Source organism: Micromonospora sp. NBC_01796, assembly GCF_035917455.1.
GTDB lineage: Bacteria > Actinomycetota > Actinomycetes > Mycobacteriales > Micromonosporaceae > Micromonospora_G.
The window spans coordinates 2,648,457-2,666,554 of record NZ_CP109078.1 but is presented as its reverse complement, the minus strand read 5'-3'; the positions used below and the strand labels follow the sequence as shown (position 1 = coordinate 2,666,554).

Here is an 18,098-nt window from a genome sequence, read left to right as displayed (position 1 = left end):
CGGCTTTCAGGTGCCGCTGCCGTCGGGTAACCACAGGTGGATGTGACACCCGGTGGGTGTGAGGAGCGCGGCGACCGGTTGCCCGGGATGGCGACGACCGAGCTGGCGAATGCTCTCCTCCGGGTCGTCGCCGGTTCCGGCCGCCAGCGCCGGGGATTGCGGCTCCGGGATTGCCCGGCGTGGGTCGGTGGGCACGGCCGCACAGATCGACATTCCGAGGTACGCCCAACAGGTGGCAACCGCCGACTCCACACTCGGATGAAACGGGCGCTGGGGTGTGAAGTGCTCGACCTGGTCGGGCCGGAGCACGTCGACCTGCCACGCTTCGGCGTACTCGCGGAGTGAGGTGTCGGGCTGGGGCTGGTTCATCTCGACGGTCACCGCCAGGGCGAGGTGCAGCCCGTGGACGAGTCGGATCAGCTCAGGCAGCGGGGGCGCGGCCGGGAGGCTGGTGCGTACGAGGAGGCGGGCGGCGGGGCGGCCGGCGGTGAGGGTGGCAATGTGCCGGGTGAGCGGGTCGTCGTCGGGGTGGAGCAGCGGAATGAGCCCGTCCCGGCTGCCCAGGTCGACGGGGACCCCGGTGTCAAGCTCGGTCAGGTGCTCCGGTCGTACGCCGAGGATGTTGGCCCAGTGCGCGAGCCGGTAGTGACTGGGGAGGGCGACCACCGGCGTGCCGTCGGGTTGCAGGGCGACCGGCGGCGCGGGCACCGGCCGCTCGGGGTCGGCGAGCCAGTTGAGGTGCAGGACGCGGTTGTCGAGGTCGGTGATCGTGACAACCGCGCCGAGATAGAGCCGGCGGCTACCCCGACAGGTGCGGCAGCCCGGCAACGGTGACTGCGAGCCGGTGCACTCGGTGCAGTCGAGGCTCGGGATTGCTGCGCCCTGCCAGCTCGGATCCGGCGGCTCGCAGACACGCTCGGCCCGCATGTGCCGGCGACGCACGATCTGGCCGGTGTCCGAAGCGGTGTACGTCTCCCAGCTCCCGGCCTGCCGCAGCCCGGTGTGCCACCAGCGGCCGTCCCGCCAGATCGCCTGCGCCCCGAGCAGCGGGTTGCCCGTGCAAACGTCGACAGAGTCGGTGCGGATCCGTTGTTCGAGCCGGTCCACGTCCAGGTCGAGGGTGGTGGGCGGCTGTGGCGGACCGTTCGGCACCACCAGGTAGGCCGGCGCGGTCAGGGCACGTTCGTGCAGCCCGTGCAGGGCGTCGGCGACGGCGGTCGAATCGAGGGCGGCGGTGAGACTGTCGAACCGACGATGCTGCTCGGCGGGTACGGGCGCGGCCGGGGCGTCGTAGCGGATTGTCCAGGTCAGGTCGCCTGACCGTTGGCGGCGGGCCTCGATGACCAGGTCCAGGCAGAGCTGGCTGGCGAAAGTCGCCAAGTTCGCCAGTCGTTCCTGGACGGTGGGCGGTGGCGGGGCCGGGGTGCTGCGGCCGAGGTGGACGAGCCACGGGTCCCCGGAGTGGCGGGCCAGCGCGGTGGCTTCGAGGCTGTGCCGTTGCTCGGCGGGCAGGTCGGGTCGCCACGCGTTCGGGAGCAGGACGGTCAGCTCCTCGAACGGCCGGTCGGGGGTGGTCAGGTCGTGGACGGAGGCGACTCCGACGTGGGCGGCGAGGTCCAGGACGAGCGGGGCCAGGTCGAGTGCGGGATGACCGTCGCGGTCGAAGCCCGGCTCGATGCTGCCGGGCACCACGCTCGCGGAGGCGACCGCACCGGTGTCGAGGTTGACGACGGTCAGCACAACCTGGGGGCGGCGGATGCCGAGTTGCCGGCAGTCGTGGCAGGGGACCGCGACCGTACCGATGCCGTGGCAGAGCAGGCAGTCGACGTACGCCTCGTGGGTTGTGGGGTTGGTGGTGTCGACCAGGAGACGGTTGCCGCCTCGGGTGCACCGGCAGTCGACCAGGAGAAACGTGGTGCCAGCGCAGTCCGGGCACTCGACCGGGGCTGGTGGTCCGGTCATCGGGCGATCCGGGGGTTGCAGTCGCCGGAATGGTCGCTCCGCAGCACGCAGCGCCGCCCGGTGGTCAGAGCCCGACCGCAGAACACCCGGTGTACGACCTCAGGCTCGTCGGGTGAGCTGAGCGTGATGTCGCGGGTGTCGAGCGCGCGGAACGCCGCCGCGATCGTGTGCCCGATCGTGCGGGCGATGACGGCCGCGGTCTGCGGGTTCGCGGCCCGGATCGGCAGGTGGATGGTGAACTGCCGGCGGTTGCCGCTCACCGGTGCCTCGCCAGGTCGCGGGGACGCGGCGCCTGCGTCGACTGCCACTGCCGCAGTGCGGTCTTGATGCGTACGTTCTCGTCCCGGCTCGCGGCCAGCTCGGCGTAGACCCGTTGCAGGTCATCGGCCACCCGGTTGAGGAAGACGTTCACCTCGTCGGGGTCGAGTCCCCGCCGGCCGAGGCGGGTGGGGTGGAAGCGCTGGTTGCGTACGTGCCACGGGCGGAGGGGAAGTTGGGCGGTGCTGCGGTAGGTGGAGGTGCGGGAGTTCCGGTGGAACGGGCCGGTGTCGGGGCGGGGTGTGGGTGGGGTGCTGGTGGTGGGGGTGGCGGCGGTCGGGGTCGGTGGGCGGGAGCGGGACGCGAAGAGGCGACGGAGGAACGTACGCACGGGCAGACCTGCCTTTCGGGTACGAGGTGACCGGGGATGGCCCGCCCGCGTGCTGAGCACGGACAGACCATCCCCGCCTCTGCCGCCGTACGCCCCTCGGGTCGCCGTACGCCGACAAAGTCGCTGGTAGAGGGGCCGGGACGGGCAGCCAAAGCGGACAGACCGGCCGTCCCGACCGTGCGAGGTGACCAAAGGTTGGAGACCGGGGAGACCTCGCATCAGGGAACTTAAGCGAACTAGTTCGCTTAGGTCAAGGGAACTAGTTCGCTGTACCTGGAACTTGCTGCCTCAAGTCCCTCGTGATCTCATGTTTGGTGGAGACCGAGGAGTGCCCGTGCCTGCAACGAAGTGGGAAAAGCTCGCTGATCACATCCGCGAACAGATCAGGACTGGAGTGCTGAAGCCTGGCGACCAGTTGCCGTCGACCGCCCAGCTCAAGGCGGAGCACAACGTCGGTGACGGCGTGGTCCGGTACGCGATGCACGCGCTGCGTACGGAGGGCCTGGTCGAGAGCGCTCACGGCGTAGGCGTCTTCGTTGCCGAGAAGAAGTAGCGGGCTCTGTCCGTCCCTTGTGCGCGATCGGGGATCGAAGCCCGGTGCTACGGCCGACGTGGCATAGGTGTCTCTACCCGGGGAGTGTGTATGCCCAGGCAGCAGTACCAGGTGGTCGCCGACGAACTGCGGGCGAAGATCGAATCAGGCGAGTGGTCAGCGGGGACGAGGCTGCCTAGCCGGTCTCAGCTCTGCAAGCAGTACGGCGTTTCGGACACCGTGGTCGGCAAGGCGATGATGCTCCTGCGCGCTACCGGCCTCACCGAGACCCTCGAAGGCGTTGGGGTGTACGTCGCTGACCGCAAGTAGGCGTCCCAGAGGCGCCACCGTCACTACGTCGGCGCAGAGATTGTCGGACGCTGTCCCTAAGGTAGGTCGTCCTCCTGCACAATGCTGACGCTGCCGATCGAGGGAGCGACCTATGCCTACATCTCTCTACCAACGGATCTCTAACGACATCGCCGAGCAGATCACCTACGGCGTGCTGAAGCCCGGCGACCGGCTGCCTAGCACCAAGCAACTCATGGAGCGATACGAGGTCAGCGAGACCGTGATCCGCTTCGTCATGATCCAGCTCAAGGCACAGGGCCTCGTCTACGGGCAGCAAGGCCGAGGTGTCTACGTCATCGACCAGTGCACCTGATAGTTGATCCGCCGACATGGCCCGAGTTCCCGACCGCCATCGCATCGCCCAGGACATCCGTGAGCGGATCGCCTCAGGCGAGTATGCACCCGGTGCTAAGCTCCCGCCGCTCCGGGAGCTGATCGTGCGGTATGGCGTGTCCGCCGAGCCCGTACGTTCAGCTCTGCTGATTCTGCAGGTCGAAGGCCTTCTTGAAGGGCATCAGGGCAAGGGTGTCTTCGTCGTGGGACATGGCAGAGTTGCACGAAGGTAGCTGTCGTCGGCCCAGGCAGTGCTCAGGGGCCTTCTGGGTGGGCCAGCCCGGAGTTGTGTCAAGCCATTAGGCGGGGTCGTTTAAGAGTTGGCGCACGACACGGGCGCAGGGGGGATGGGTCCAATCTGTCGCTTTTATGTGATTTTTGTAGCTTTGAATACCTACATCGTGGTATCGACTGCTTGAGGGTGCGCCGAGAGTGCAGTGGGTTCTGTCGTATAAAAGACTGGGTGGGCAGTCGTGTCAGGCTATCAATGTCGAATTCCTCCGCGAATTGACTGATTTTCTCATCTACTAGCTGCAGGCAAAGAACGGGTCTGTCGAGCGTTTCCGCTCCCGTTCGCTGTCACCCGTTCCGTGACTTGTCGAACGGGTGTGCGACTGTCGCGCTGTATCATCTGCAATATTGGGCGCAATTCGGCACGTTGCTCTGTGAGTCTGTGAAATTTTTCTTCGTGCGCCTCCGACGATTTGGCGATGATCGCCTGCCGTCGAGGTGCTGAAGCAATCGAACGACTGGTAGTCGGTGTGATCTTGGTACACTTCGCCGATGAATGGCGAGAAGGTTCAGTTGAAGTTGTCTGGGCGTCTTTCCTACGACGACGAAATCACAATTGCCCAGGCGGCTCGTATCGTCGCCTTGCTAAACGGTCCTGCCGATCCCGAGGTGACGGCGGGTATGCCGTCGGTGTCAGCAATTGCTACCGACGCGGTCCATAGGGTGACACCTCCTGTCGAGGTGCCCGAACAGGTTCGTAGCAACTTTCAACGAAACAACATCGCCGATTTGAGAGAGGCGCTAGAAGCGAGTGAAGCTAAGACAAATGCTGAGAAGATCGTGGCGCTCGCCGCGTATCTCCTCCAGGCAGATCAGGTAGAAACCTTTACGCTTGATGCCATCAAGCCGCTGTTCCGTCGGGCACGTGAGGCGGTGCCGGGGAATCTGGCCAGAGATTTGGTTAGCGCCATTCGGTCTGGATGGATAGGTGAGGCTGAAGCAAAGGGCGAACTTTTTCTCACAGCTCGTGCTGAGAAAGTTCTCGAGACCGGCTTCGGGGCAATTCGGCCCAAGCGCGGTGCAGGCACAAAGCCTCGCGGCGGAGTCAAGAAGACTCGTAGTGCAACTACGCCCGACACGTTTGCTGAGATTGATGATATCCCGAATTCGATCGAAGGTGTCCCTAATTACCATGAGGTAAAGCTAAAGCGCGATAAGTTGCTGTGGGCATTGAAACTCGCGAAGGATCTCGGAGTTAAGAGCTTGTCGAACAGAGAAATCGTGTGGTTGACCGACCACGTCGGCGATGGAATTGAATCAGGCGATATAAACGGACACTTCCGCGGCCTGCGAAAGAATGGCTACGCAAATCGTTCAACCACCGATCGGTCAATTCGGATCACGCCGCCCGGTGAAGCATATTTGTCGTCGCTTAGCTAGACATACCGGATATGGTGCGGAGGTTGCCAATCATGTTGTCGAGCCGGGCTGACTGATAGAGAAGGGCTGAAGGAATGATACTCGATCCGGATACCGCTCTCGCGCGTCTTCCCTCCGGCTTGCGGGCTGAGTTGCTTCAGGAGTTCTCCAAAATCTCGCGCAACTACCGTGAAGGGCGGTGGGAGGCGGCCGAACTGGATGGCGGGCGGTTTTCCGAGGTAGCTTATACAGTGCTAGCTGGCTACCTGGATGGTGACAACTTTGCGGCTCGGGCATCAAAGCCGAATAACTTCGAGCGGGCATGCACGCTGTTGGGACAGATCAACCCCGCAACCTACAGCAAGTCAGCTCGGGTAACCGTGCCGCGTGTATTGGTTGCCCTGTACGATTTTCGAAACAATCGTGGGGTTGGGCATGTCGGCGGTGACGTCAATGCCAACCATATGGACGCCGAATTTGTTCTACATGCTGCCCAGTGGGTGATGGCCGAGTTTGTTCGCTTATTCCATGGAACTGACCTCGTGACGGCGACGGCGGTGGTTGAGGCCCTCGTCGAGCGAACTCTGCCGCTTATCTGGGAGGTTGGTCAGGTACGTCGAATTCTCGATTCCAGGATGAGTCTCGCGGACGGCACCTTGCTGCTGCTGTATGCCTCGGTGGCTTCGCTTAGTGACCTGCGATTGGCAAAGGATTTGGAACAACAAAATCTTTATAACTATAAGCGAGTATTGAAACGATTGCATGCTGCGCGCATGATTGAGTATGTAGCGAATTCTGGTACCGTCACGCTCTCTCCTCTTGGTGTTAAATTCGTGGAAGAGCGGCTATTATCGTCAATTTGATCGGAGGCGATATTGAGGCGTTGAGTTCACAGGCAACGTCAAGCCTCCTGCGGACGTAGTCGAAGTTTGGTACGTCGGAGGTCCTCCGTGCGCCGGCGTCAATGCCTAGAGACTACGCAGGGTGCCGTGCGCCCGACACGGGCGCGCGCAGGACGTGAACCCCACCGAGGGGAAGGCTGCGCTGCACCATCTCTGCGGAAGCCCTCGCGACCCGTCTGCAGGCATCGATCCACGACCACCCTTCCGACCGATTTCCGTTGAGGTAGACGACGGCAGGCTGTCGTTAGGTGGCGTCGTCGCTAACCGACCATCTCGCCGATCCAGCTTCTCGGCCTTATGGGCGTACGGCGATCTTGACTCCTGGCGTACGGCCGGGCTTCATGTTGGCTTCAGGTGGTGGGCAGGCGGGGTGAACAGGGTGTCTGGCACAACTCTGTGCCTACCCGAAGCAGGTGTGCCCCGTGTCGGATGCCTTCCCGATCAGCCGTCGACATTTCCTGACCCTGGCCGGAGGGACCGCAGGCGCGGTCGCCGTGAGCCAACTGATCGCGCAACTTCCCCCGGCGTACGCGGACGAGCTGGACCCGGTGCCGTTCACCCTCGGGGTCGCGTCGGGTGAGCCCGACGACCAGAGTGTGGTGCTCTGGACGAGGCTCGTGGCGGACCCGCTCAACACCGTGGACGGTGGGATGCCGGCGGAGCCGGTGGCGGTGAACTTCGAGGTCGCGACCGATCCGGAGTTCCGGCGAGTGGTGCAGTCGGGTCGGCGGATGACAGACCCGGCGTCGGCGCACTCCGTACACATTCTGGTTTCTGACCTGGCGCCCGACCGGTGGTACTGGTACCGGTTCAAGGCCAACGGGGTCTACAGCCGCACCGGTCGTACCCGGACGTTCCCCCGGCCCGGCGCGAACGTCGAACACATGCGGTTTGCCTTCGCGTCCTGCCAGTCGTGGGTGGGTGGCCCCTACCCGGCCTACCGCGACATGGCCGCCCAGGAGCTGGATTTTGTCGTGCACCTCGGCGACTACATCTACGAGACCACCAACGGCAGTTTGACCGAGTTCCGTCGGCTGCACGCCCTCTACAAGACCTCGCCCGACCTGCGCGCCGCGCACGCCCGGTTCCCGTTCATCATGACCTGGGACGACCACGAGGTGCAGAACAACTACGCCGGGGACATCCCGCCGAACGCCGGTGACGGGCGGCCGTTCCTGGAGCGCCGGGCCAACGGCTACCAGGCGTACTACGAGCACCTGCCGCTGCGGCCCATGCACAAGCCGGACGGCGCCGACATGCTGATGTACCGCCGGTTCGATTTTGGCAAGCTGGCCCAGTTCAGTGTGCTCGACACCCGGCAGTACCGATCGGACCAGGCGCTCGGTGACGGGCGCAAGGAACCGACCGGTGAGGTCTTCGACCCAGCGCGGACGATGACCGGCCCCGACCAGGAACGTTGGCTGCTCAACGGGCTGCGCACGTCCGACGCCCAGTGGAACGTCATCGCCCAGCAGACCATCATGGCCCAGTTCGACTATGACCTCGGCCCGACGAAAATCGTCAACCTGGACCAGTGGGACGGGTACCCGCTGGCCCGGAACCGGATCCTGAACCACATCGTGAAGCACCAGATCGGCAACCCGATCGTGCTCGGCGGTGACTGGCACACCCACTGGGTCAACGACCTGAAAACCGACTTTGACGACCCGCGCGCCATGGTCGTCGCCAGCGAGTTCGTCGGCACGTCGATCTCGTCGGGGGCGAGCTGGGACCCGGACGTACGGGCGGGTCTGGCGGCGAACCCGCACGTCAAGTTCTACAACGGAAGTTACCGGGGCTACGTCATCTGCGACGTCAACGAGAAGCGCTGGCGGGCCGACCTGCGGATTGTGCTCGACGCGCGGGATGCTGCCTCTCCGGCGTACACGATCGCGGCTTTCGCGGTCCGTGACGGCAAGCCCGGGGCGCAGCGGGTCGACGCCGGGGACGGGATCGTCGGGCAGGTCACCGACGCGGCGACCGGGAAGGCCCTGCCGAACGTCGAGGTGATCGTGACCCGTGAGGACGGGAGCCGCCTGGTGGCGAGCACCACCGACCCGTCCGGCGAGGTGCTGGCCTTCGCGCCGCCCGGCAACTACACCGTCGCGGTCAACGGGGTCGGCTACGAGCCGGCGAGTCGCCCGGTCACGGTCGTCGAGGGTACGCCGGCCAAGCTCGACCTGCGGCTCGACCGCGCGGCCACCCGTGCCGGAACCGGGCGTACGGTGCCCGGCCCGCAGGCGTCCGCCACCACCTCCGACATCGTGCTCAGCAACGACCTGGTGGCGTTGGCCGTCTCCGCCGGTACGGACGACTCGCAGTTGACCCCGGTCGCGGTCGGCAAGCCACTCGACATGGCGATGGTCGGCCGGCTGGACCAGCTCGACTGGATCAACCTGCCGTACGCCTCACCTGCGCAGCCGCGCGGCGGCAACGCCTGGCAGCAGCGGACCGTACGGACCGACTCGATCGAGGTGCTGTCGGCGAGCGGCCCGGCCGCGACCGTACGGGCGACCGGGGCGAGCACCACCGTGGCCAATCTTTCGGTGGTCACGACGTACACGATCCGGCCGAACGAGCCGTGGGTGGCGGCCGAGAGCACCTTCACCAACCGGGGCACGACACCGAGCACGTTCTGGGCCGGTGACGCGCTCGACCACGATGGTGCCGGTCAGCGCAGCGGCATCGCGGGGCACGGGACCATCGAGGCCAGCGACCCCGCCGACTACCCGCCGACGGCACCCTGGATCGGCATGACCGGGACCGACCGGCAGACGTACGGGCTGCTCTACGACGAGGGCGGGTTCGGGGCGTATGCCGCGTACAACTGGGTGATGAGCCAGCGTCAGGTGACCCTCGCACCGGGCGAGACGTACACCCTGCGCCGGCGGATCGCCGCCGTCGACAGCGGGACCGACGCCGACCCGTTCGCGGTGCTCGGCCGGCTCTGAGCTGGTTCTGCTCGCGCGGGCGGTCGGGTCAACCGACCGCCCGCGCGACCGTCAGGTGACTCGGTTCCCGTCTTCCAGGTAGAGGGTTGCTCCCTGGGTCAGGGCGAGCAGTGCGGCGGTTGCCCGGCGGGCGAGCAGGGAAGACAGGCGTTGTTCCGCCTCCTCCGGCGTCGACCAGGCCCAACTGCGGAGTTCGTCGGCGGGAAGCCTGATCTCCGCCGCACGTACCGGGTCGAGCAGGCCGCCGTCGAAGACGAACATGACCCCATCGGCAAGGCCATCCTGCGGCGGAACCCAGTCGACCACCAGCAGCCGCCCCGGTGCGACCGACAGCCCCAACTCCTCGGCCACCTCCCGAACCGCAGCCCGGTACGGCGGCTCGTCGTCCTCGACCAAGCCTCCGGGAAACTCCCAGTAGTCCTTGTACGTCGGCTCGACCAGCAGGATCCTGTCCTCCCGATCACGTAGCAGCACGGCCGAGGCCATGCGTTTGCGCGGCAGTGCGGCGGTGTAGTCGCCTGGAAGCGTCGTCACCAGCGGAAGCTACCTCGACCGGCGCCCCGAATCGCGCCCTCCGCAGCGGGGCGTGAACCCTTTTTCCGCGGTCCACGGATAACAGGGTGATGATCCCCGGGTCGTGGAAGGTTCTGCATGAATCGATCGGAACAAGTCGAGGCAGCGCACATCAGCCCAGTAGAGAACGACGCAACAATCATCGAACGGTCGACGCGGGACCCCGAGAGGTTCGCCGCGATCTTCGACCGGCACGCACCGTACATCCATCGTTATCTGGCCCGGCGGCTCGGCGCGGAGGCCGCGGACGACCTGGTCGGCGAAACGTTCCTGGCCGCGTTCCGTCGCCGGGACCGGTTCGACACCACCCACCGCGACGCCCGGCCCTGGCTGTACGGGATTGCCACCCACATCGTCAGCCAGCACCGGCGCGACGAGGACCGTCGGTACCGGATCCGGCAGGCGTACGTCCCCGCGACGAGCGAGGTGTCCCACGCTGACCGGGTCGCCACCGCCGTCACGGCTCGGTCGCTGCGCGGGCTGCTCTCCGCCGCCCTGGCCAAGCTGTCCACCGGTGATCGGGACGTCCTGCTCCTGGTCGCCTGGGAGGAGCTGACGTACGAGCAGGTGGCAGCCGCGCTGTCGATCCCCGTCGGCACCGTCCGGTCACGACTGAACCGCGCTCGCAAGCTGGTCCGCGAGGCGTTGGGCGATGCCGACACCACCACCACGATCGAGGAGGCACTGGACAATGGATGAGCTGCGACTGCTCCGGGAACTCGGCGACGAGACCCCGCTGGCGACCCCCGTACGGTTGGCGCCCGCCCGCGCCCGGCTGCTGGCCGCGATGCCGGACACGGCCGCTCCTGCTGCCCGCTCGCGGCATCGGGCCCGGCCTCGCTGGCGACTCGTGCTCGGCGGTCTGGCGGCGGCCGGGGTGGCGGCGGCGGTCACCTCGGTACTCGTGCTGGCTCCCGATCAGGTCGGCGGTGACGTACCGGTCGCCAAGGCTGACGCCACCCGGGTCCTGCACAGCGCGGCGGCGGCGGCGCTCCGGCTGCCTGACGCCATTCCCAACCCTGACCAGTACATCTACCAGCGGAGCCAGGACGGCCCAGAACTCTATGAGAGCTGGCGGTCGGTGGACGGGACCCGCGACGGACTGATCAGAAAGAGTACGGCCGGCGCCACCGAGGAGATCACGCTCCCGGGGTGCCGGAACGGACGGGCCGCCGTCGTGAAGGGCGGACAGGTGGTTCCGAACCAGACCGAGCCGTGTACGCCCGAGCGTGCGTACCGCGCCGACCTGCCTACCGACACGGCTGCGATGCGGGTCTACCTGACCGAGCACCGCAGCGGCGAGCCCGGCAGCGTGAACGCGTTTGCCAAGGATGTGCTCGTACTCGCCCAGGATTATCTGCGACCCCAGTCGCGGGCCGCGCTGTACGAAGCCGCGGCACAGGAGCCCGGTCTGCGTGCGGTCGAGAACGTCCGGGACGGGGCGGGGCGGCCGGGTGTCGGGGTGGCCTGGCCGTCGACGACGAGCATCGGACCGGACGAACTCGTCCTCGTCTTCCACGCCGAGACCTACGCCTACCTGGGTATGGCGGGGTCGTCAGCCGTACTTGACCTCGCCATCGTGAGTCAGGTCGGGCAGACCGGCTGATGTTCGTACATCCGGGGCGGGTCGCCGTGGCGCGGCCCGCCTCGGTGGCGGTGGACGGAAGAATTGAGGCTGCGGTGGGACACCCGACTGCCGAGAATGAGCGCCATGGCAAAAGAGCAGGTACTGGCGAAGGTTGAGGCCGATCTGCGGCGCGGGCACTCTCACCCGGCGATGCAACGTCTGGCGAGCCTGACTGCCGCGTACCCCGACGACCTCGATCTGCGTACCCGGCGTGCGGCGCTGTATCGGCGGGTCGGCAACGTGGTCGAGGCCGGGCGGTGGGGGTTCCTCACCGAGGAGGCCACCGCGGAGGAGATCGCCGCATTCGAGAAGGCCCATCCGGGTGCCTGGCGGCGCTTGTTCGTGCTGAAGGTGAACTCTGACCCGACCGACAAACTCGGGCCAATGGCATCCGCGCGGTTCGGTCGACTGATCGAACAGACCGGAAAGGAAGGACCGGCTCCGGTCGTCTGGACCGAGGTTGGACCCCGACCCCAGGTCTCCGGTACGTGGATCGACGACCTGTCCTGCCTGCTGACAGGGGTGATCGCCGTGATCGTCATCGCCCTGGCCGGCTTCGGGCTGGCCACCTTGATCCGGTGGGCGCTATAGGCCCTGGTCGGCCGGAACAGCACCATCAACACCGCGCTATCTTGTCAGGCGCTCCTGCGGCGGCGCGCCACTGCGCGTCGTGTTTCGCGCAATTGTTGGAGCACAGTTTCAAGATCTTCCTCGTCGTCAAGATCGATGGCTGTGGCTTCGAGTGCCGCGTACTGTTCGGCCCGACGCTGCTCCCGGTATTCGAGAAGATCCCGGAGAAGTACGCGGCGGTGGGTGCCCACCCGTTCGAAGGGAACCTTGCCGTTGTCCAGCAACTTGATCACGGTTGGTCGGCTGACACCGAGCAGATCTGCGGCCTGTTGTGTGGTCAGCGTCTGGGTCGTCGGTGCCACGGTCACCGCGAGACCCTGCTGTAGTGCTGTGACCACCTGTTGCAGCACTCGGTGGACCTCGGCTGGCAACTCGACCCGGTCGCTCGGGGTGGGGCCGGCGAGGAAGTAACGCGGCTCAGGGCGCCCTCGGCCAGCGCTCTCGTGGGCCGCAAGGAAGTCGAAAACCTGCGCGACCTGCTCGGCAGCACCTGGCAGGTACGTCTCTTCCCTCAGTGCTGCTGCGCTCATGGCTCCCCCTTCGATCACAACAAGCGTAACCCTATTCGTTTCTTGCGTCTATGAAACCATGGATTGCACGTGCCGTGGCTCGGTCCGTGGGGCAGCAGGTTATGCCGGTGTCGAAGTACGCTGCTGCGATGTCGGGGGCCGGTAACGAGCGTGACAACTGCTGATGATTACCCTTCACCGCCACCCACCCAGCCCCGAGATCGCCCGCCGCTACGTAATCCTGTGCTTCTTCCGTTTCCTCGTCACGGGCGCCATCTGCGTGGTCGGCTTCGTCCTGAGTGCCAGCGATGTTCTACGTGGTGAAGATGGCCCGATTTTCTTCGCCTGCGTGGGGGGAATCTCCAGCTGCTTTCTCCTGGTCATGGCCACCGGGGCCGCCCTGCTCACCCGGCGCGCGGTCACACCCGCCCTCGTCAGCCTCGCCTTCTTCGTCTGGGTGATCTGGACGCTCATCACCCTCGGCAACGGCTTCTCGAACGAAGATTTGGGTGGGCTCGTCACGGGCCTCATCATCCTGTTTGCGGCACGGCCCCCGCTGATGCTCAGGAACTACCTCGTCGGACTCTGAACGACCGGGTTGAGGAGCCTCAGTACGACTTCTCCTGCCCCAGTACGTGCTGGGCGACGAAGTTGAGGATCATTTCGCGGCTGACCGGGGCGATCCGGGTGGCGCGTACGGTTCCGAGCAGGGTGGCCACGCCGTACTCGGTGGTCATGCCGTTGCCGCCGTGGACCTGGATGGCGGTGTCGACGGCGAGTGCGGCGGCCTCGGCCGAGGCGTACTTGGCCATGTTCGCGGCGACTCCGGCGTCCAGGTCGCGGCCGGCGTCGTAGAGGGCAGCCGCCTTCGCGATCATCAGTCGGGCCAGTTCGACCTGCACGGCCGCGTGGGCGAGCGGGTGCGAAAGCCCCTGGTGCGCGCCGATGGTCCGGCCACCCCAGACCTTCCGGTTCGCCGCGTACGACGAGGCGCGCTCGATCGCGTAGCGGCCGGAACCGGCGGCCAGGGCGGCGACCAGGATGCGTTCCGGGTTCAGCCCGGCGAAGAGTGCCTGTAGTCCGACGTCGACCCCGCCACCGATCAACGCGTCGGCGGGTAGCCGGACGTCATCCAGGTAGAGCATCCACTGGCTTTCCGGGGACAGGATCTCCATGTCGAGCTTCGATTTGGTGAACCCGGGGGCGTCGGTCGGGACCACGAACAGGGCCGGCTTGAGCTTGCCGGTGGTGGCGTCCTCGGTACGCCCGACGACCAGGACGTACGCGGCGTCGTCCACCCCGGAGATGAAGCACTTGCGCCCGGACAGCAGCCAGCCGTCGCCGTCGCGGCGGGCGATCGTGCCGAGCTTGTGCGAGTTGGATCCGGCCTCCGGTTCGGTGATCGCGAACGCGATTTTCAGGGTCCCGTCGGCCATGCCGGGGAGGAAGCGTTTGCGCTGCTCCTCGGTGCCGTGCCGGGTGATGACCGTGGCCACGATCGCGGGCGAGACCACGATCATCAGCAGCGGGGAGCCGGTCGCGGCCAGTTCCTCGCAGACGATCGCCAGTTCGGTGATGCCGCCGCCACCGCCGCCGTACTCCTCGGGAATGTTGACGCCGAGGTAGCCGAGCCTGCCGGCCTCCTGCCACAGCTCGGTGGTGTGCTCGCCGGCCTTCGCCTTCCTGACGTAGTACTCGTGCCCGTAGCGGCGGCCCAACGCGCGCACCGCGTCGCGGAGCTGTTCCTGTTCCGAGGTGAGATCGAAGTCCATGAGGGGTGGCCTTCCTTTACGCGTCGGTGAGCACCGCGAGCACAGCACCGGTTTCGACCTGGCTGCCGGCGGTGACCGGCAACTCGGCGACGATTCCGGCGGTGGGGGCGTGCACGGGGTGTTCGAGCTTCATCGCTTCGAGGGTGAGCAGGAGTTCACCGGCCGCCACCCGTTGACCGGGGACAACCAGGACCCGGCTGACCGCGCCCGGCAGGGGTGCGACCAGGGAACCTTCGGCCAGGTCGGCTGCCGGCTCCGGGAAGCGGGGGAGCTCCGACAGCGTCACCGAACCGTCCGGTCCGTCCACGAAGGACTCCGAACCGACCCGGTGTACGGCAAACGCCGTCCGCACCCCGGCGACGTCGAGCACCACCCGGTCCGGGGCGGCCGACAGGATCGTCACCGCGGGCGGCTCCTCGGCCGGGGCGGGAGCGGACGGGTACAGACCGGCGAGGTCGAGTTCGTCCGGGTCGACGGGGCGGAGCCACCAGGTGGCGAGCGCTCCGGTCCGGTCCAGCCGGTAGCCGACCTCGACCGGGCCGGACGGTCCGTCGTACACGCTGGTCTGGGCGCCGGCCGGGACGTTGCGCCAACCGGAGGGGAGGCCGGCGAGGACCGGGGCGTTGCGTCGGCGGTCGGCGGCACCGGCGAGCGCGGCGGCGAGGCAGGAGATCCGGACCGCGTCGACCGAGGAGAGCAGCGGGGCGAAGAGTTCCGGATGCCGGTCCAGGAACCCGGTGTCGATCGCACCGGTACGGAACTCCGGGTGCCGCAGTACGCGTACGAGCAGGTCACGGTTGGTGCGTACGCCGTGCAACTCGGCCCGGGACAGGGCGCTGGCCAGGAGACGGGCGGCCTCGGAGCGGGTCGGTGCCCAGGCGACGAGCTTGGCGAGCATGGAGTCGTAGTGCACCCCGACCACCGAACCGTCCCGTACGCCTGCGTCGAGGCGGAGCCCGGCCCGGCCGGCGCCACCGGTTGGTACCGGCTCGAACTCGGTCACCACCTCCGGCACCGAGAACCGGTGCAGGGTCCCGGTCGCCGGCAACCAGACGTTCGCCGGGTCCTCGGCGCAGAGTCGTACCTCGATCGAGTGACCGGTCGGCTCGCCCGGCACCGGCAGGGCCCCGCCCTCGGCGACCAGGAGTTGCCAGCGGACCAGGTCCAGGCCGGTGACCGCCTCGGTGACCGGGTGTTCGACCTGGAGTCGGGTGTTCATCTCCAGGAAGAAGAACTCGCCGGTCGGGGCGAGCAGGAACTCGACCGTGCCGGCGCCGAGGTAACCGACCGCTCGGGCCGCCGCCGTCGCCGCGTCGAACAGCGCCGCCCGCAGCTCCGGGCCGACCGCCGTCGACGGGGTCTCCTCGATGATTTTCTGGTGCCGGCGCTGGATCGAGCACTCCCGTTCACCGAGCGGCAGGACGGTGCCGTGGCTGTCGGCGAAGATCTGCACCTCGACGTGCCGGGCCTGTTCCACGTACCGCTCGATGAAAACGGTCCCGTCGCCGAACGCGCTGGCCGCCTCCCGGCGGGCCGAGGCGACCGCCTCGGTCAGCGTCGCCGCGTCCCGGACCACCCGCATCCCCCGCCCGCCGCCCCCGGCCGACGCCTTGACCAGGACCGGGAAGTCCGTCACCCGGTCCGGTTCGGTCTCGGTGGGCAGCATCGGGACCCCGGCGTCGACCAGCAACGCCTTCGCCTCGATCTTCGAACCCATCACCGCGATCGCCTTGGCGGTCGGGCCGACCCAGGTCAGGCCGGCGTCGGTGACTGCGGTGGCGAAGTCGGCGTTCTCGGCCAGGAAGCCGTAACCGGGGTGGACCGCGTCCGCCCCCGACCGGCGGGCGGCGGCGACGAGCAGGTCCGCGCGCAGGTAGGTGTCCGCCGGGGCATGACCGGGCAGGCGTACGGCGAAGTCCGCCTCGTTGACGTACGGCGCGTCGGCATCGGCGTCGGAGTAGACCGCGACCGTTTCGACGCCGACCGACCGGCAGGTGGCGAAGATCCGGCGGGCGATCTCGCCCCGGTTCGCCACCAGCAGCCTGCGAATCATTCGGGATTCCCTCACATCCGGAAGACGCCGAAGCCGGCGCTTCGTGCACTGTGGAGCGACGAGGCGACCGGGCCGCTGTGGATCGCGGAAAGGCAGAGACCGAGCACCGTACGGGTGTCGCGGGGGTCGATCACCCCGTCGTCGAGCAGCCGCCCGGAGAGGAACAGCGCGGCGGATTCCGACTCGACCTGTCCCTCGACCATCGTGCGCATGGCCCGGTCCCGGTCCTCGTCGTACGGCTGGCCCTTCGCCTCCGCCGCCTGCCTCGCCACGATCGACAGGACCCCGGCGAGCTGGGTCGGCCCCATCACCGCCGATTTCGCGTTCGGCCAGGTGAACAGGAACCTCGGGTCGTACGCCCGCCCGCACATGCCGTAGTTGCCGGCCCCGTACGACGCTCCGAGGTTCACCGTCAGGTGCGGCACGGTCGAGTTCGACACCGCGTTGATCATCAGCGCGCCGTGTTTGATGATGCCGCCCTGCTCGTACTCGGCGCCGACCATGTAACCGGTCGTGTTCTGGAGGAAGACCAGCGGGGTGTCGGCGTTGTTGGCGAGCTGGATGAACTGCGTCGCCTTCTGCGCCTCCTCGGAGAAGAGGACCCCTCGGGCGTTGGCCAGCACCCCGACCGGGTAGCCGTGCAGCTCACCCCAACCGGTGACCAGGGCGCTGCCGTAACCGGGCTTGAACTCGTCGAACTCGGAGCCGTCGAGGATCCGGCCCAGGACCTCGCGCGGATCGAACGGGGTACGGGGATCGGCGCTCGCGATCGCGAGGAGGTCCTCGGCGTCGTACTTCGGTGGTGGCGCGACCGCCGTACGGGGAGCCGGTCCCTGCTTGCGCCAGTTGAACCGGCGTACGCACTGCCGGGCCAGCCGCAGCCCGTCGCGCTCGTCCTCGGCGAGCCAGTCGGCCAGACCCGAGGTGGAGGCGTGCATTGCCGCGCCGCCCAGCGACTCGTCGTCGGTCACCTCACCGGTGGCCATCTTCACCAGGGGAGGTCCGGCGAGGAAGACCTTCGCCCTGCCCCGGACCATGATCGTGTAGTCGGACATGCCCGGCACATACGCGCCACCCGCGGTCGCGTTGCCGAACACCACCGACACGGTCGGGATGCCGGCCGCCGAGAGCCGGGTCAGGTCCCGGAACACCTGCCCACCGGGGATGAAGATCTCCGCCTGGCTGGGCAGGTCCGCCCCGCCCGACTCGACCAGGTTGACCAGCGGCAACCGGTTCGCCAGCGCGATCTCCCCGGCCCGTACGGTCTTGCGCAGCGTGTACGGGTTCACCGCGCCGCCGCGTACGGTCGGGTCGTTGGCGACGATCACGCACTCGACACCCTCGACCACACCGATCGCGGTCACCACGCTCGCCCCGACCGGATAGTCGGTGCCCCAGGCCGCGACCGGGGACAGCTCCAGCACCGGGGAGTCCCGGTCGACCAGGAGTTCGATCCGCTCCCGGGGCAGGAGCTTGCCCCGCGCGTGGTGGCGGGTCACGTACTTCTCGCCCCCGCCGGCACGGGCGGTGGCGACGGCGGCGTCCAGTTCGGCGAGACGCTCCAGCATCGCCGCCCTGTTCCCCTGGTACGCCGGCTGCCGCGG

The 18,098-nt window shown here is 67.4% G+C and carries 19 protein-coding genes; 11 read left to right on the top strand and 8 right to left on the bottom strand.

The annotated features are described in order from the left end of the window. Positions 1–6 precede the first annotated feature (6 nt). Genes OIE47_RS12260 through OIE47_RS12250 form a run of 3 tightly spaced genes read right to left on the bottom strand, consistent with a single transcriptional unit; the run spans position 7 to position 2,611 of the window. A complete protein-coding gene (locus tag OIE47_RS12260; RefSeq protein WP_326561623.1) occupies positions 7–1,962 on the bottom strand; it encodes a hypothetical protein in 1,956 nt (651 codons plus the stop codon). Next, positions 1,959–2,222: a hypothetical protein gene (locus tag OIE47_RS12255; RefSeq protein WP_326561622.1), complete on the bottom strand. Its 264-nt coding sequence runs from the start codon at positions 2,220–2,222 to the stop codon at positions 1,959–1,961. Before OIE47_RS12255 ends, OIE47_RS12260 begins: the two co-directional genes overlap by 4 nt. Continuing rightward, positions 2,219–2,611, bottom strand: coding sequence for a DivIVA domain-containing protein (locus OIE47_RS12250; protein WP_326561621.1), 393 nt, complete (start codon positions 2,609–2,611; stop codon positions 2,219–2,221). Before OIE47_RS12250 ends, OIE47_RS12255 begins: the two co-directional genes overlap by 4 nt. A gap of 307 nt (positions 2,612–2,918) precedes the next feature. On the opposite strand from OIE47_RS12250, the gene OIE47_RS12245 reads away from it, so the two are divergent. The 7 genes from OIE47_RS12245 (at position 2,919) to OIE47_RS12215 (ending at position 9,330) form a co-directional block, all read left to right on the top strand. Continuing rightward, positions 2,919–3,164 carry a winged helix-turn-helix domain-containing protein gene (locus OIE47_RS12245; protein WP_326561620.1) on the top strand — a complete coding sequence of 82 codons (246 nt, stop codon included), beginning with the start codon at positions 2,919–2,921 and terminating at the stop codon, positions 3,162–3,164. 90 nt (positions 3,165–3,254) lie between these two features. Beyond that, complete coding sequence (locus OIE47_RS12240) at positions 3,255–3,473, top strand: winged helix-turn-helix domain-containing protein (protein ID WP_326561619.1); 219 nt, start codon at positions 3,255–3,257, stop codon at positions 3,471–3,473. 112 nt (positions 3,474–3,585) lie between these two features. Next, a complete protein-coding gene (locus OIE47_RS12235; protein ID WP_326561618.1) occupies positions 3,586–3,807 on the top strand; it encodes a winged helix-turn-helix domain-containing protein in 222 nt (73 codons plus the stop codon). Between the two features lie 16 nt (positions 3,808–3,823). Then, a complete protein-coding gene (locus OIE47_RS12230; RefSeq protein ID WP_326561617.1) occupies positions 3,824–4,060 on the top strand; it encodes a winged helix-turn-helix domain-containing protein in 237 nt (78 codons plus the stop codon). Positions 4,061–4,610: 550 nt separating this feature from the next. Continuing rightward, complete coding sequence (locus OIE47_RS12225) at positions 4,611–5,498, top strand: hypothetical protein (protein WP_326561616.1); 888 nt, start codon at positions 4,611–4,613, stop codon at positions 5,496–5,498. 74 nt (positions 5,499–5,572) lie between these two features. Next, complete coding sequence (locus OIE47_RS12220; RefSeq protein WP_326561615.1) at positions 5,573–6,340, top strand: hypothetical protein; 768 nt, start codon at positions 5,573–5,575, stop codon at positions 6,338–6,340. Positions 6,341–6,801: 461 nt separating this feature from the next. Then, positions 6,802–9,330 (top strand): alkaline phosphatase D family protein, encoded by a 2,529-nt coding sequence (locus OIE47_RS12215; RefSeq protein WP_326561614.1) that lies wholly within the window; start codon positions 6,802–6,804, stop codon positions 9,328–9,330. A 51-nt stretch (positions 9,331–9,381) separates the two neighbouring features. On the opposite strand, the gene OIE47_RS12210 is transcribed toward OIE47_RS12215, so the two are convergent. Further along, positions 9,382–9,864, bottom strand: a complete 483-nt coding sequence (locus tag OIE47_RS12210) for an NUDIX hydrolase (RefSeq protein WP_326561613.1) — start codon at positions 9,862–9,864, stop codon at positions 9,382–9,384. 117 nt (positions 9,865–9,981) lie between these two features. Here OIE47_RS12210 and OIE47_RS12205 point away from each other — a divergent pair, with 117 nt between their 5' ends. The 3 genes from OIE47_RS12205 (at position 9,982) to OIE47_RS12195 (ending at position 12,121) form a co-directional block, all read left to right on the top strand. Beyond that, positions 9,982–10,602, top strand: coding sequence for an RNA polymerase sigma factor (locus tag OIE47_RS12205; protein ID WP_326561612.1), 621 nt, complete (start codon positions 9,982–9,984; stop codon positions 10,600–10,602). After that, positions 10,595–11,509: a CU044_5270 family protein gene (locus tag OIE47_RS12200; protein WP_326561611.1), complete on the top strand. Its 915-nt coding sequence runs from the start codon at positions 10,595–10,597 to the stop codon at positions 11,507–11,509. The genes OIE47_RS12205 and OIE47_RS12200 overlap by 8 nt, the downstream gene beginning before the upstream one ends. A 105-nt stretch (positions 11,510–11,614) precedes the next feature. After that, positions 11,615–12,121, top strand: a complete 507-nt coding sequence (locus tag OIE47_RS12195; protein ID WP_326561610.1) for a DUF6584 family protein — start codon at positions 11,615–11,617, stop codon at positions 12,119–12,121. A gap of 44 nt (positions 12,122–12,165) precedes the next feature. On the opposite strand, the gene OIE47_RS12190 is transcribed toward OIE47_RS12195, so the two are convergent. Continuing rightward, on the bottom strand, positions 12,166–12,690 hold the full coding sequence (locus OIE47_RS12190; RefSeq protein WP_326561609.1) for a helix-turn-helix domain-containing protein: 525 nt from the start codon (positions 12,688–12,690) through the stop codon (positions 12,166–12,168). A 163-nt stretch (positions 12,691–12,853) separates the two neighbouring features. On the opposite strand from OIE47_RS12190, the gene OIE47_RS12185 reads away from it, so the two are divergent. After that, positions 12,854–13,258, top strand: coding sequence for a hypothetical protein (locus OIE47_RS12185; RefSeq protein WP_326561608.1), 405 nt, complete (start codon positions 12,854–12,856; stop codon positions 13,256–13,258). Positions 13,259–13,277: 19 nt separating this feature from the next. Here OIE47_RS12185 and OIE47_RS12180 read toward each other — a convergent pair whose 3' ends face one another. Genes OIE47_RS12180 through OIE47_RS12170 form a run of 3 tightly spaced genes read right to left on the bottom strand, consistent with a single transcriptional unit; the run spans position 13,278 to position 18,062 of the window. Continuing rightward, a complete protein-coding gene (locus OIE47_RS12180) occupies positions 13,278–14,441 on the bottom strand; it encodes an acyl-CoA dehydrogenase family protein (RefSeq protein WP_326561607.1) in 1,164 nt (387 codons plus the stop codon). Between the two features lie 16 nt (positions 14,442–14,457). Next, positions 14,458–16,494, bottom strand: a complete 2,037-nt coding sequence (locus OIE47_RS12175; protein ID WP_326561606.1) for an acetyl/propionyl/methylcrotonyl-CoA carboxylase subunit alpha — start codon at positions 16,492–16,494, stop codon at positions 14,458–14,460. An 11-nt stretch (positions 16,495–16,505) separates the two neighbouring features. After that, positions 16,506–18,062, bottom strand: a complete 1,557-nt coding sequence (locus OIE47_RS12170; protein WP_442792147.1) for an acyl-CoA carboxylase subunit beta — start codon at positions 18,060–18,062, stop codon at positions 16,506–16,508. Positions 18,063–18,098 lie beyond the last annotated feature (36 nt).

What these genes read in the sequence shown, in the direction of transcription:
- OIE47_RS12260 (WP_326561623.1), bottom strand. Translation starts at nt 1,962, where the DNA reads ATGACCGGACCACCAGCCCCGGTCGAGTGCCCGGACTGCGCTGGCACC.
- OIE47_RS12245 (WP_326561620.1), top strand. Translation starts at nt 2,919, where the DNA reads ATGTTTGGTGGAGACCGAGGAGTGCCCGTGCCTGCAACGAAGTGGGAA.
- OIE47_RS12240 (WP_326561619.1), top strand. Translation starts at nt 3,255, where the DNA reads ATGCCCAGGCAGCAGTACCAGGTGGTCGCCGACGAACTGCGGGCGAAG.
- OIE47_RS12235 (WP_326561618.1), top strand. Translation starts at nt 3,586, where the DNA reads ATGCCTACATCTCTCTACCAACGGATCTCTAACGACATCGCCGAGCAG.
- OIE47_RS12230 (WP_326561617.1), top strand. Translation starts at nt 3,824, where the DNA reads ATGGCCCGAGTTCCCGACCGCCATCGCATCGCCCAGGACATCCGTGAG.
- OIE47_RS12225 (WP_326561616.1), top strand. Translation starts at nt 4,611, where the DNA reads ATGAATGGCGAGAAGGTTCAGTTGAAGTTGTCTGGGCGTCTTTCCTAC.
- OIE47_RS12220 (WP_326561615.1), top strand. Translation starts at nt 5,573, where the DNA reads ATGATACTCGATCCGGATACCGCTCTCGCGCGTCTTCCCTCCGGCTTG.
- OIE47_RS12205 (WP_326561612.1), top strand. Translation starts at nt 9,982, where the DNA reads ATGAATCGATCGGAACAAGTCGAGGCAGCGCACATCAGCCCAGTAGAG.
- OIE47_RS12200 (WP_326561611.1), top strand. Translation starts at nt 10,595, where the DNA reads ATGGATGAGCTGCGACTGCTCCGGGAACTCGGCGACGAGACCCCGCTG.
- OIE47_RS12195 (WP_326561610.1), top strand. Translation starts at nt 11,615, where the DNA reads ATGGCAAAAGAGCAGGTACTGGCGAAGGTTGAGGCCGATCTGCGGCGC.
- OIE47_RS12190 (WP_326561609.1), bottom strand. Translation starts at nt 12,690, where the DNA reads ATGAGCGCAGCAGCACTGAGGGAAGAGACGTACCTGCCAGGTGCTGCC.
- OIE47_RS12185 (WP_326561608.1), top strand. Translation starts at nt 12,854, where the DNA reads ATGATTACCCTTCACCGCCACCCACCCAGCCCCGAGATCGCCCGCCGC.
- OIE47_RS12180 (WP_326561607.1), bottom strand. Translation starts at nt 14,441, where the DNA reads ATGGACTTCGATCTCACCTCGGAACAGGAACAGCTCCGCGACGCGGTG.
- OIE47_RS12175 (WP_326561606.1), bottom strand. Translation starts at nt 16,494, where the DNA reads ATGATTCGCAGGCTGCTGGTGGCGAACCGGGGCGAGATCGCCCGCCGG.
- OIE47_RS12170 (WP_442792147.1), bottom strand. Translation starts at nt 18,062, where the DNA reads ATGCTGGAGCGTCTCGCCGAACTGGACGCCGCCGTCGCCACCGCCCGT.